Here is a 12751-nt window from a genome sequence, read left to right as displayed (position 1 = left end):
CAGCGTCGGGCGGATCATGGCCAAGCTCGACGAGGAAGGCCTCGCCGACAACACCATCGTCGTGCTCAGCAGCGATAATGGCGGCGCAGGCTATATCGGCCTGCCCGATATCAACGCCCCCTATCGCGGCTGGAAGATCACGCTGTTCGAAGGCGGTATCCGTGTGCCCATGTTCGTGCGCTGGCCGCAGCGCATCAAGCCCGGCACGCGGATCACCACTCCGGTTGCGCATATCGATGTCCTGCCGACGCTGGCAGCTGCGGCCGGCGTGCCGCTTCCCAAGGACAGGACCATCGACGGCCGCAATCTGCTTCCGCTCGCGACCGGGACAAGCGGGTTCTCACGCCCCGACAATGCGATCTTCTGGGAATCGGGTGCCTATCAGGTCGTGCGCGCGGGCGACTGGAAACTCCAGATCGACGGAACCCGCAGGAAGACATGGTTGTTCGACCTTTCCGCGGATCCCACCGAGAAGCACGATCTTTCGGCCAAGCTGCCGGGCAAGGTCGCCGAACTCAGGCAAATGCTGGCGGCCCATCACAAGGGCGCGGTAAAGCCGCTCTATCCCTTCAAGCTCGCCAGCCCGGTGTTGGTCGACAAGACTGAAGCACAGAAGGCTGTTCCCGGCGACGAATACGTGATCTGGCCGAACTAGCTGCGGAACGGGCGGTCCGGGATGGGCCGCCCGACCGCGAACGACCCTGCGACATCAGATATTTGGTTTACCCATCACACCCTCGGTGCAGTGCGCCTTGATGGCGACAAGGCGCGCGCAAAATCCCCCTTGTGAAACGATCTATAATGCATCACATTAATGCATCGCAGTATAACGGGTCCGAGCCCGGCGCCCAATGGGAGGGGATACATGGTACAGGTAGCTAATCGTCGTTTCGCACTGCACTCCATGGCGAGGTTGTTTGCGGGCACTGCGCTGCCGGTTCTTTTGCTGGGAATGGCCACACCCGCATTCGCTCAGGATCAAGCTAGGGCAGATCAGGCAGGCCCCGCCAGCTCGTCGCCGCACGTGACGGACATCGTCGTGACTGCGAGCAAACGCGCGGCGACGCTGCAAGACACCCCGGTCGCGGTTTCTGTGGTGGAAGCACAGGAGATCGAACGGGCTGAAATCCAGGACCTGCTCGACCTCCAGACCCTGGTTCCTTCGCTTGTGGTCCGGCAGGGGCAAACCTCCGGCAACACCACGTTCTACATCCGCGGTTTCGGCAACGGCCAGAACGCCATCGGGCTCGAGCCTTCGGTCGGAGTCTTCATCGACGGGGTCTATCGCTCCCGCTCGGCTGCCGCGATTTCCGACTTGCCGAACCTTACGCGCGTCGAAGTCCTGCGTGGGCCCCAATCGACCCTGTTCGGCAAGAACGCGTCGGTGGGCGTGATCTCTCTGGTCACGCGCAAGCCGCAGTTCGAATTCGGCGGCCATGTCGAATCCAGCTTCGGCAACTATGGTCTGCACCGGTTCGAAGCCTATGTGACCAGCCCGGTCACCAACACCTTGGCCGTCGCATTGGGCGGCAACGTCAACAGACGCGATGGCTATGTCGAGGATCTGGGAACCGGAGAAAAATACAACGAACGCAATCGATGGGGCATCCGCGGCGATATCCTGTGGCAGCCCTCGTCCGATGTCGTTTTCCGCCTGATCGCCGACTATGACAAGATCGACGAGAATTGCTGCATCATCACCAATCTTGTCGAGGGCCCGACCGGGGCCAGCATAAGGGCCTTGGGCGGGCGCTTCGTTCCCGAGGACCCGTTCTCATATCAAGTGGCCTATGACATCGTCCCCAGCAACAGGATCGAAAACTACGGCATATCACTCCAGGGCGACATCGATCTCGGCTTCGGGACGCTCACCAGCATTTCGGCCTATCGCGGCAATGATGTTGATTCCGGGTTCGATCCCGATGCTACCAGCCTGAAGCTGTTTTCAACCAACACGTCGCAATCGCAGATCAAGACCTTCACTCAGGAAATCCGTTTGCAGTCCAACGGGACGGGAAAACTGGTCGACTGGACGATCGGAGGCTTTTACTTTGATGAGCGGCTGAAATCCGGCAACGATCTGTTCTACGGTGCTGATTACCGGCCTTATCTGGGCGCGCTGCTCGGCAACCCCACGCAGGTTGCCGCATTCGAGGCGTTCGCCGGCGTGCCCACCGGAACTTTCGCCGCGCCCGGGCAGGGCATTTCCGAGCGGAGCAGGCAGGACAACACCGCCTGGTCGATCTTTGGCAATATCGACCTCAACATCACCGGCCGCCTGACCGCCAGTATCGGGATCAGCCATACCGAAGATCGCAAGGACGTCATGGTCAACGCGCTCAGCACGGACGCCCTGGCTGCGGTCAATCTCGATCAGCTCGGATATACCGCAACGCTCAGAACCCTGTTGGCGCAACGCGGCGTGAATTTGCAGAATCCTGCTTCGGTAGGGCCGTTTGTGGCCGGTGCCCCGGCTATCTACGCGCAGATCCAGCAGCAGGCGCTGGCGACCGCGCTCGGCGCCGCGAACCCGTTCAATGCACTGCGGGCGCTTCAATTCTTCCCACCGTTCCTCAATTTCCCCAATTCGGTGGAAGACGGTCGTTCGCGCGACAACAGCACCGATTTCACGGTCCGTCTCGCCTACAAGCTGACCGACCAGCTCAACGTCTACGCGTCCTATGCGACGGGCTTCAAGGCAAGCTCATGGAATCTGTCCCGCCAGAGCAGGCCGCCAACGGCGATCCTAGTCTCCGGCAATCCGGTGGTCGATCCGGTTAGCCGGCAAGTTCTCCGGCCAACGCCGTCCTCGCCGATCGCGACGGCCGGTCTCTATTCGATCAACCTCGCACCCGGGACGCGCCTCGCATCGCCCGAGGACGTCGAAGTCTATGAGCTGGGGGTCAAGGGCACATTCGATCGCTTCGCCTTTACGCTCACGGTATTCAATCAGACCCTGAAGAACTTCCAGACCACCGTATTCACGCAGAACGGTTTCGTGTTCGCCAACGCGGCCAAGCAATCGACCTTTGGCGTTGAGGTCGACTTCCGCTGGAGCCCGCTCGAGGGACTGTTCCTCTCTGGGGGCGCGACGTTCCTCGATCCGGTCTATGACAGCTTCCCCAATTTCGGACCGGGCATCGACATCTCCGGACAGCAGCCGCAGGGTGTGGCCGAGACGCAGTTCATGCTTGGGTCGAGCTACAATTTCTCGATCGGCAGGCTCGACGCGTTTGTGCGGGCGGACTGGCAGCATATCGGCAATTCACCGTTCCTCGATGATCCGAAGGAGGCGGCCACGCTTGCAACCGGCGGCTACACTCGCGAGCAGAATCTCGTGAACATGTCGGTCGGGATCAAGACGGCAAGCAGTATTTCGGTCTCCCTGTGGGCGCGCAACCTGCTTGATGACCAGTATATCGCCTTCGCCTCGCCGGCCCTGGCGCAGGCCGGCACGATCAATGGCGCACCCAACCAGCCACGCACCTTTGGGGTGACGCTGCACAAGTCGTTCTAGTCCGCTAGCCGGGGCAACCAAGGCCCCGGCATAACGGTCAGCCAGGATCCAGACTCGTTTCGGTTCTCCTCCTGTCGGGTCTTGTCGACCGGATCGGGCGGAACGCGGACCTCAGACGATCTTGCGGGAAACCCCTTGCTGCTCCATTCGCCAGACAAGCTGGTCCACGCGATCCTGTCCGAAGAACGGCTCGCCGCCGAATACCATCATCGGAACACCCCAATGCCCGGCGTTCCGCTGATCGCGTTGGTTCTGCTCGACCGTCGTGCGGTAGCGATCGACGTCCATGTCGACGGCGTGGCACAGTTCGTCATAATCGAGGCCCGCGCGTTGGGTCGCTTGGCGCAAGTGGTCGCCCTCGTGCCAGTTGTCGACCTCGCCGGACCAGATGATGTGACTGACTTCTCGCAAGAAAGGCAGCCCGCAGCGGCGTTCAGCCGCAGCAACCCCGAGGTGGGTGAGCCGATGAATATGCGGTTGTTCAACGCGATAGTCACCGTCCACCATGCGGACCGGATCGGGCCGAGGCCAGCGGTAGGGCAGGCCGAGAAACGCGGCCTGCCGCGTCGTGTCGCGCAAAAGATAAGGCGTCCAGAGTGGATCACGTGCGTCGAAGAACTCCGGCGTCCTTACCGCCAGGGGATAAACCGGCCGGACATTGCAATCGACATCGTAAGTGCTCTGTATTTCCATGAGTCTCGGCATAATCAAATACGAATATGGCGACCGAAAAGACCAGTATAGATCGTAGCTATGCATTTCCTCACTCCCATACTGCAAGATGCACACGTGTTATTGTAAAATTGACGTCCGCAAGTGCGGTGAATGCATCATCTCCGCTTTGGCGGACCAATTCACTGCCAGCGTACCAGCACGAGCATTGCCCCACCTAAAGAGCCCCGAACCTTCGCGGTGACGTTGCGCCGGTCGCTTTGGAGCCCGTCCGCGAGGGCCAGCTCAGCTGGCGAGCTTCCTGAGGTTCTCCTCGTGCTTGGTCCTGTCGATCCGGTAGGTGGCGATGACCGCGATCATCGTAAGCCATAACGCCAGCACGATCGGAACGTAGTAGGCCCCCATCCGCCAGATCGCTTCGGGACTGACATCCGCCGGTTTGGCGGCCGGCGGAAGGCCTGCGAGCGTCAGGATCGTGGATGCGGCCATCACCCCGATGCCCCGCACGGCCTTGTCGATGAATGTCTCGGCAGCGATGAAGACGCCCTCCGATCGGCGACCTGTCTGCAGTTCGCTGTCCTCGACCAGATCTGCCAGCATGGAGGCGAACAGGATCTGGAAACAGATGATCAACCCGATATCAATGATGTTGGTGGTGGTCACGAACCAGAAAATGAAGGCAGTCCCGTTGGCCGGCAGTACATCTGCGAGGCGCAGGACGATCGGCATCGGTGCGCCGACGAAGGCCACAAGTCCGACAATGATCGCGCCGCGCTTCTTGCCGAACCGGCAGGAAACGCGCGGTGCCAGAACAAGCCCGATTGCTGCGGCAAGGAAAGTGCCGATGAAGATCACTCCGGTCTGCCGCTCGGAGAAACCCCAGAAATAAGTGAGGAAATAGAGCGACATGCCTGCAGCGAGCCCGCCGGCGATGGCCGCCAGCATGGCCGCGATGAACAACGAGACAAATGAACGGTTTGAAAGTGTTGTGATCAGCTCGCCGAAGATGATCCCGATGGTCAATTGCCGTCTAGGCGGAGCGGACTTCAGATAAGGAATACGGGCATGGGTGCCTTTGGCGCTGACGAGGATTGACAGCAGAATGGCCAGCGCCCCGACCAGTCCGTAGACAGGGTAGGCATTTCGGTTGAACCGCCCGTCCGCAATCATCGCGGTCACGAACATCGGGAACAGCACCGTGAACATCCAGACTGATATCGCGTTGCCGCCTACCCAGGCGAGAAAATACCTCAGGCTGTAGAGCGCAGTGCGCTCATGATAGTCCGGCGTGAGTTCGGGAACGAGCGCACTCGCAGGTGTTCGGTAGAAGGTGAGCGCGGTCCGGACGATCACGGACAGCGCTAGCAGGTACCAGAACAGCCATGTCTGGCTGGCGTGCTCGGGCGGCGTCCAGAGGAAGTAGAAGCTCACCGCCAGCGGGATCGCCGAGGCATACAGGAACGGATGCCGCCTGCCCCAGCGCGAACGGAGGTTGTCGGACCAGTAGCCGACGACGGGATCGCTGAGTGCATCGCAAACAAGCGAGATCATCAGAGCGAGGCCAACTAACTGCGCATCGAGCCCGACGACCTGACTGTAGAAGATCAGCAGAAAGAAATCGAACGCCGCCGCGCTCACGCCCGGAGCGATTGCACCGATGCCGAATGCCAGCTTGGTGAGCTTCGAAAGCGGCGGCGGATCGCCGCTTCGCCGGGCCGAACCGGCTGCTCGAAGTTGATCGGACGGGCGTAGAGACCGATGCCTATCGGATTGATTGTACACGGAATCGCTCGCCTCGTCTGCCAGTGGTGCCTGCAAGCCGGATGCGCAAACTTCGATCCTTGCCGCGTAACCGGAGAGTGTGGTATCCCATGTCCTGCATTAATGCACGATATTATATACGAGCTATATGGCGCGATCTACCCACCAAGACACACGAAATGCTCTGCTACAGGCCGCACAGCGCCTCATTGCCGAACGCGGCTTGGCAACGGTTTCGGTCAAGGACATCACCCGCGCTGCCGGTGCGCGCAATCCGAGCGCGGTGCATTACCACTTCGGCAATGTGGAAGAGCTCATCAAGGAGGTCTTCACCCAGCGCTACAGGGCAATCGAGCAAGAGCGTGCACTGCGTCTCGCCAAAGTCGATGAGACGGATCCGGTGCGCCGCCTTGTTGCGCTGATGGCGGCGGCGATTTCTCCCTTCATGGAGTCCAGTCTTGATGAGGAGGGACGGCTCTATGTCAGGTTCTGCCTGCAGTTCTCTTCCGATCCGCGCTTCAACTTGCTCGAGTTGGTCACCCAACACGGCATGCCCAGCCTGATCTCGCTCCGCGCGCAGCTGGTCGCGTGTGTGCCGGATGTTCCCGAGGGCGTCTTGAATGCGCGTCTGCGTCAGGCATTTTCGATTTCTCTGATGCAGGCTGCGGACTATGCCCGACAGTTGGAGGCGGGATTGCCAATCACAGCCGACACTGCAGTCCGCGAAGCCTCCGCGACACTGGCAGGCTACATTGCTGCGAAGGTCGTTTAAGCGCGGCACCCATTCAACCTTGCGATTGGCTGCGTCGTGGTTTCTGTAGCTCGGATCCTGAATTGCAACCGTTGGTTCACCCGCTGCTTTCTTGATGGCTGAACGCTGGCGTCAGCATTTGGCGTGAAACCTGCCGATTGACTCATCGCTATGGAACGACGGCTACGTTCAAGAGTCTGCCCATGCGCCTGTTGATTCGGCCGTGAGGAACCATTTGATGGACGGACACCTCTGACACCCACGAATTTGATTTCATATCAATTGAGTAGACTGCCGACTGGATTCCGCCTCAGCCAGGACATCAAGAGCTTTTGGGCCTTGATCAGCTGTGGAGCCTTAGCTCCTCTAGGTCTCATTGAAGCTGGGAAGCGTAGCCTCTCTGATCCAGTTCGTTGCCCTAGCCCGCAAGAGACCAGGTCACGAGCGGGGATGGAAGCGTGAGTCCGTAAGCGTGTGCCTGCACACACCCAGGTCCGGTAGCGAATGTTGGGAACAGTGTGGGGAAGAAATCTGGCGACCGCTGGTAAGCGATTGATTTACGCCAATCAATTTCCCGAAAATGGATGCCCCGCGAGGATTCGAACCTCGATAGACGGAATCAGAATCCGTAGTCTTGCCGTTAGACGACGGGGCAATGAGCGCGGGCCTTTAAGCGGGGGCTTGGTCCGAGTCAAGGCGACCAAACCCGTTCCGGTGGCGTACTTGCTCCAAAGCCGCAGGAACGCTAGAGTACGTGTCAAGTACCTGCCGGGCATTCCCTTGGCGGGAAAACATAAGCGATTGGTAGACATGGCGGAATTCGATCCGCCGGCGCAGCAGCGCAAGACGCGGCCAGGCAAGCGGCGAGGACGCAAATCGGCGTCCCGCGGCAAGCCCAAGGGGGCCCGTCCCGCCCCCGCAGCGTCGGCCAGCACCCCTGCCGAGCCAGCCGCTCGGCCCGAAGCCAGCCCGGCCATCAGCCACGCCGCCATGGCGATGAGCGCGCCTTCGCCCGTCGTCTCCGCGCCGCCTCCGCCGATGGAAGCGCCCCGCGCGCCCTGGCAGAAAACACCGCCGTTCCACCGCCAGGCCAACGCCGCGATCGATCTTGGCACCAACAACTGCCGCCTGCTCATCGCGCGGCCATCGGGCGATCACTTCATGGTGATCGATGCGTTCAGCCGCGTCGTCCGCCTTGGCGAAGGCCTTGCGCAATCGGGGCGCCTGTCCGAAGCGGCGATGGACCGCGCACTCGGTGCGCTCCACGTCTGTGCCGACAAGCTGCGCAAGCGCAACGTGCACCTCGCCCGCTCGGTCGCGACCGAAGCCTGCCGCCGCGCCACCAACGGCGAGGCCTTCATCGAGCGCGTCCACCGCGAGACGGGCATCCGGCTCAACATCATCACCGCCGAGGAAGAAGCGCGCCTCGCGGTCCTGGGCTGCCATATCCTGCTCGAACCCGGCTGCGGCCCCGCCATGATCTTCGATATCGGCGGCGGCTCGACCGAAATGGTGCTCGTCGATACCAGCGACGCGGTGCCGCGCATTCTCGATTGGCAATCGGTGCCCTGGGGCGTCGTCTCGCTCACCGAAAGCATCGGCCCCATCGAGCTCACAGCCGAGGCCCGCGCCGCCGCCTATCACGACATGCGCACGCGCATCACCGATGGCTTCGCCCGCTTTTCCGAGCGGGTCACCCCGGCGCGCGCGGCGGCAGCGGCGGAAGGCGGCCTGCGCCTGCTTGGCACCAGCGGCACCGTCACCACGCTCGCCAGCCTCCACCTCGGCTTGCCGCAATATGATCGCAGCGCGGTCGACGGGCTGATCGTGCCTACGGCCTCGATGCGCGAGATCAGCCAGCGCCTTGCCCATATCTCGCCGGCCGAGCGCATCGCGGTCCCTTGCATCGGGCGCGAGCGCGCCGATCTTGTGGTTGCGGGCTGCGCCATTCTTGAATCGATCTTCGATATCTGGCCCGCCGAACGGCTCGGCATTGCCGATCGCGGCATTCGCGAGGGCATCCTGCGAAGCCTGATGGCGGCGGGCGGCCTCGGCGACCGGCGGGCGGCGGAATCCGCGCAGGCGTTCAGAGGCCCAAATGCAGGCAACGCATCGTGAGCCGCAGCGGCCGCGACCCGGGCACACGGGTTAAATCGGCGCGGGGCCGCACGGCCTCGTCCAACCGCTGGCTCGCGCGCCAGCTCAACGACCCTTACGTCAAACAGGCCAAGGCCGAAGGCTGGCGCAGCCGCGCCGCGTTCAAGCTGATCGAACTCGATACGCGCTTCGGCCTGCTCAGGGGCGCGCGCCGCGTCGTCGATCTCGGCATCGCGCCGGGCGGCTGGGCGCAAGTCGTGCGCAAGCAGGCCCCGCAGGCCGAAGTCGTTGGCATCGACCTCCTGCCGGTCGAGCCGATCGAGGGCGTCACGATCTTCCAGATGGACTTCATGGCCGATGAAGCCCCCGCCGCGCTGACCGGCGCTTTGGGCGGCGCGCCCGATCTCGTCATCTCCGACATGGCCGCCAACACCGTGGGCCACAAGGCGACCGACCATCTGCGCACGATGGGCCTTGTCGAAACCGCGGTCGATTTCGCAGTCCAGACGCTCGCCCCCGGCGGCGCGTTCGTCGCCAAGGTCTTTGCCGGGGGGACGGACGGCGAACTGCTCACCATCCTCAAGCGCAACTTCAAGACGGTGAAGCACGCCAAGCCGCCCGCGAGCCGCAAGGATTCGTCCGAGTGGTACGTGATCGCGCAAGGGTTCAAGGGGCGTGAGGAAGCCTGAAAGCCCTCGATACACGCGCCCCTGACCAATAATCACCTCGTCATCCCCGCGAAGGCGGGGGTCCAGAGCCAAGAACGCTCCGCTGTCGCTGGCCGCGCCCTGGATTCCCGCCTGCGCGGGAATGACGAAGAGATTTGTGGCGGCAGCAGGATCATGGCGCTCCCAGTGCGACAAGAGCAGAACATTTCCACAGGCAGGGTTTTGCGCGAATCGGTCTCCCGGCCCTAACGGAGCCAAACTTTTTGACCGGAGACCCTACCCCATGGCCGATTCCGCCGACGACCGCCTGCGCCTCCTGATCGAGCGCATCGAACGCCTCGAGGAAGAAAAGAAGGGCATCGGCGACGATATCAAGGACGTCTACGCCGAGGCCAAGGCGGTCGGCTACGATCCCAAGATCATGCGCCAGATCGTCCGCCTCAGGAAGCTGAAGCCCGATGATCGCCGCGAAATGGAAATGATTCTCGATACCTACAAGAACGCGCTCGGCATCGAGTAAGCGTACTGGACGCAAGGCGCGGGGGCGCTAGTCTGCGACGAACTGTTGCAGTCGGAGTCACCTCAATGCGCCTTGTCCGCTCTGCCCTGCTGGCCGCACTGGTCGCCTTCGCCGCGCCTGTTGCGGCAGCAGAACCCGCCGACAAGCTGCAGCCCAAGGTTGTCTACCTGCACGCGGGGCGCCTGCTCGACGTGCCGGGCAAGCCGCCGCGCGGGGCTTCCACCGTGGTGATCACCGATGGCGTGGTCACCAGCGTGAGCGATGGGACGCTCGCCGCACCTGCAGGGGCCGCCACGATCGAGCTCGGCGATGCCTTCGTGCTCCCCGGCCTCACCGACATGCACGTCCACCTGTTCAGCGACGGAGATCCGCTGCGCGCGCGGCTGGAAGCTTCGACGCGGGACCGCGAAGATGCGGCCTATCTCGCCGCGCTCCATGCCCGGCAGACGCTGGAGGCCGGCTTCACCACCGTCCGCGATCTCAGCGCCCCGCCGCGCGGCATCCGCGCCCTGCGCGATGCGATCGATGCGGGCGCAGTGCCCGGGCCAACCATCATCAACGCCGGCAAGATGATCTCGGTCTCCGGCGGGCACGGCGATCGCGGTGGGCTGAGCGAGGAGGGCTACGAGGCCTTCGCGCCGCATGATTACAACAACTTGTGCAACGGGGCCGACGATTGCCGCCGCGCGGTGCGCGAACAGATCCGGCTCGGCGCACTGGTCATCAAATTCGCCGCGACCGGAGGCGTCCTTTCGAACGTCGCGGGAGGGATCGGCCAGCAGATGACGAGCGAGGAGATGAAAGCGCTGATCGAGACGGCGCACGCCTTCGGCCGCAAGGTCGCCGCGCACAGCCATGCCGCTGCCGGCACGATGGCTGCCGTCAATGCCGGGGTCGATACGATCGATCACGGCACGTTCCTCTATGAACCGACCGTCAAGGCGATGATCGATCACGGCACTTGGCTGGTGCCGACCATGCTCGCCAGCGATGCGGCCCTGGGGCAGGCGCGCGCGGGCAAACTGCCGCCAGCCAGCGCGGCCAAGGCGGAAGAAACGGCGGGGGCCGCGCGCAAGTCGCACGAACTCGCGATCAGGATGGGCGTGAAGATCGCGTTCGGCACCGATACCGGCGTTTCGAAGCACGGCGACAACGCCCGCGAATTCGCGCTGATGGTCCGCGCCGGGATGACGCCCGCTGCCGCCATTGCCGCAGCCACGGTGAACGCCGCCGAAGCGCTCGGCCGCACCGACAGCGTCGGCCGCATCGCACCGGGCATGCCGGCCGATATCATCGCGGTCCACGGCGATCCGCTCACCGATGTCACCCGCCTCGAACACGTCGATTTCGTGATGAAGCGGGGCGCGGTGATCAAGCAGGTGCCCTGATCCCATGGCCGAGGCGCTGACAATCCGCGACGCGAGGCCAGAAGATGCGCAAGCCTGCGCCGCGATCTACCGTCCCCATGTCGAAGGCAGCTGGGTCAGCTTCGAGCTGGAAGCGCCAGACGCCGAGGAGATGGCCCGCCGCATCGCGGACTACGGCAAGAGCCACGCCTGGCTCGTGGCGGAGCGCGATGGCGCGATCGCCGGCTATGCCTATGGCAGCCCGCACCGCACCCGCGCGGCCTATGCCTCATCCTGTGATGTCGCGATCTACGTCAGCGCCGCCTTCCCGCGCGCCGGCGTCGGCCGCGCGCTCTATGGCGAACTGCTGCCAAGGCTGAAGGCCAAGGGCTTCCACGCCGCCTTCGCCGGGATCGCCCAGCCCAACCCCGCCAGCATCGCGCTGCACGAGGCCTGCGGCTTCACCCCCGTCGGCGTCTACCGCGAAGTCGGATGGAAAATGGGCGCATGGCGCGATGTCGGCTGGTGGCAGCGCGTGCTTTAGAGTTCGCTGACTTTTATCGTCACCCCGTGCTTGACACGGGGTTGGGCTTTTCTTCTGGCGCGGCGTCAGAACCGCAAAGCCAAGGCCCGGATCAAGTCCGGGCCGACGATCCCATCTGATACCAACACGGTCTAGACACCCAGCAGCGCAAGGCTGACGGAGATTCCATTGGCCGCCGCATGGATCAGCATCGCCCCGAAGATCCCCACCCGCATCCGCGTATAGCTCAGCGTCATCCCCGCCCAGAGCTGCGGCAGCACCATCGGCAGCAGCGCCCACGAGAAGCTGGGATAGTTGCTGAGGTGCGAGAGGCTGAACACCACGATCGAGAGCCACACCAGCACCGGAAACGCCCGCTCGAACCCCGGCACCACGCCCCGCCCGCGCAGCCACCACCAGCCCGCCGGCGCCACCAGCCCCATGGCGAGCACGGCAAAGCTCGCCGGCACTTCGTAAACATGGAAGTTCACCATCGCGAGGAACCCGGCGGCCGCGAACCCGCAGCCGACCAGCCACACCGCGCGCACCCGCCCGGTCAGCCATCCGCGAAACGCCAGCTCCTCCGCCACCGGCGCCAGCACCACCACAAAGGGCACCAGCATCGCTTTCGAGACCTGATCGAACGCTTCGGGCGAAGGCAGCGCAAACGCCTTCTGCCAAAACCCCAGCAGCGGCAGCAGCACGATGAGCAGCACGCCAAGGTGCAGCCCCAGCATGGTCCGCAGGAAGCGCCAGGCGCCGGGCGCGCGCAATCCGCTGGGCGTGAACAGCCAGGGCCGGGCCAGCCAGGCGGTGAATTCTTCGATCAAGGCTCTCATCCCGCCCCTGATGCCGCATCGCGGGTTAAAAGCGCGTGTGCGCTCCCGATTGCCGCA

11 protein-coding genes and 1 tRNA gene are annotated in these 12751 nt (G+C 63.4%); 8 read left to right on the top strand and 4 right to left on the bottom strand.

Annotated features, from left to right (window positions below):
- Positions 1-655, top strand: a 655-nt coding sequence (locus K5Q19_RS05695; RefSeq protein WP_292942088.1) for a sulfatase-like hydrolase/transferase, incomplete at its 5' end; no start/stop codon positions are given.
- Positions 656-1039: 384 nt separating this feature from the next.
- Positions 1040-3517, top strand: a complete 2478-nt coding sequence (locus K5Q19_RS05690) for a TonB-dependent receptor (RefSeq protein WP_292942087.1) — start codon at positions 1040-1042, stop codon at positions 3515-3517.
- Positions 3518-3628: 111 nt separating this feature from the next.
- Here K5Q19_RS05690 and K5Q19_RS05685 read toward each other — a convergent pair whose 3' ends face one another.
- Positions 3629-4276 carry a DsbA family protein gene (locus K5Q19_RS05685; RefSeq protein ID WP_292942086.1) on the bottom strand — a complete coding sequence of 216 codons (648 nt, stop codon included), beginning with the start codon at positions 4274-4276 and terminating at the stop codon, positions 3629-3631.
- A gap of 198 nt (positions 4277-4474) precedes the next feature.
- The gene (locus K5Q19_RS05680) at positions 4475-5971 is read right to left on the bottom strand and encodes an MFS transporter (protein WP_292942085.1); all 1497 of its coding nucleotides are present in this window, start codon (positions 5969-5971) and stop codon (positions 4475-4477) included.
- A 127-nt stretch (positions 5972-6098) separates the two neighbouring features.
- Here K5Q19_RS05680 and K5Q19_RS05675 point away from each other — a divergent pair, with 127 nt between their 5' ends.
- Positions 6099-6722 carry a TetR family transcriptional regulator gene (locus tag K5Q19_RS05675; protein ID WP_292942084.1) on the top strand — a complete coding sequence of 208 codons (624 nt, stop codon included), beginning with the start codon at positions 6099-6101 and terminating at the stop codon, positions 6720-6722.
- A gap of 560 nt (positions 6723-7282) precedes the next feature.
- Here K5Q19_RS05675 and K5Q19_RS05670 read toward each other — a convergent pair.
- Positions 7283-7356: transfer RNA gene (locus K5Q19_RS05670), tRNA-Gln, on the bottom strand.
- A gap of 155 nt (positions 7357-7511) precedes the next feature.
- Between K5Q19_RS05670 and K5Q19_RS05665 the strand changes: the two genes are divergently transcribed.
- The 5 genes from K5Q19_RS05665 (at position 7512) to K5Q19_RS05645 (ending at position 11876) form a co-directional block, all read left to right on the top strand.
- On the top strand, positions 7512-8819 hold the full coding sequence (locus K5Q19_RS05665; RefSeq protein ID WP_292942083.1) for a Ppx/GppA phosphatase family protein: 1308 nt from the start codon (positions 7512-7514) through the stop codon (positions 8817-8819).
- Positions 8816-9487, top strand: a complete 672-nt coding sequence (locus tag K5Q19_RS05660) for an RlmE family RNA methyltransferase (RefSeq protein ID WP_292942082.1) — start codon at positions 8816-8818, stop codon at positions 9485-9487. The genes K5Q19_RS05665 and K5Q19_RS05660 overlap by 4 nt, the downstream gene beginning before the upstream one ends.
- A gap of 262 nt (positions 9488-9749) precedes the next feature.
- Positions 9750-9986 carry a DUF2312 domain-containing protein gene (locus tag K5Q19_RS05655; RefSeq protein ID WP_147160350.1) on the top strand — a complete coding sequence of 79 codons (237 nt, stop codon included), beginning with the start codon at positions 9750-9752 and terminating at the stop codon, positions 9984-9986.
- Positions 9987-10051: 65 nt separating this feature from the next.
- A complete protein-coding gene (locus tag K5Q19_RS05650; RefSeq protein ID WP_292942081.1) occupies positions 10052-11374 on the top strand; it encodes an amidohydrolase family protein in 1323 nt (440 codons plus the stop codon).
- A 4-nt stretch (positions 11375-11378) separates the two neighbouring features.
- Positions 11379-11876 (top strand): arsinothricin resistance N-acetyltransferase ArsN1 family B, encoded by a 498-nt coding sequence (locus tag K5Q19_RS05645; RefSeq protein ID WP_292942080.1) that lies wholly within the window; start codon positions 11379-11381, stop codon positions 11874-11876.
- Positions 11877-12007: 131 nt separating this feature from the next.
- Here the strand turns inward: K5Q19_RS05645 and K5Q19_RS05640 are convergent, their stop codons facing one another.
- Positions 12008-12685 (bottom strand): CPBP family glutamic-type intramembrane protease, encoded by a 678-nt coding sequence (locus K5Q19_RS05640; RefSeq protein WP_292942079.1) that lies wholly within the window; start codon positions 12683-12685, stop codon positions 12008-12010.
- Positions 12686-12751 lie beyond the last annotated feature (66 nt).

It is taken from the genome of Novosphingobium sp. (assembly GCF_019748365.1).
Taxonomy (GTDB): Bacteria; Pseudomonadota; Alphaproteobacteria; order Sphingomonadales; family Sphingomonadaceae; genus Novosphingobium.
Note: the sequence above shows the minus strand (reverse complement) of the source record. Positions and strands in the feature narration are given on the sequence as shown.

Coding starts and splice junctions, on each gene's coding strand:
- K5Q19_RS05685 (WP_292942086.1), bottom strand. CDS start 4,276: ATGCATAGCTACGATCTATACTGGTCTTTTCGGTCGCCATATTCGTAT.
- K5Q19_RS05675 (WP_292942084.1), top strand. CDS start 6,099: ATGGCGCGATCTACCCACCAAGACACACGAAATGCTCTGCTACAGGCC.
- K5Q19_RS05665 (WP_292942083.1), top strand. CDS start 7,512: ATGGCGGAATTCGATCCGCCGGCGCAGCAGCGCAAGACGCGGCCAGGC.
- K5Q19_RS05655 (WP_147160350.1), top strand. CDS start 9,750: ATGGCCGATTCCGCCGACGACCGCCTGCGCCTCCTGATCGAGCGCATC.
- K5Q19_RS05650 (WP_292942081.1), top strand. CDS start 10,052: ATGCGCCTTGTCCGCTCTGCCCTGCTGGCCGCACTGGTCGCCTTCGCC.
- K5Q19_RS05645 (WP_292942080.1), top strand. CDS start 11,379: ATGGCCGAGGCGCTGACAATCCGCGACGCGAGGCCAGAAGATGCGCAA.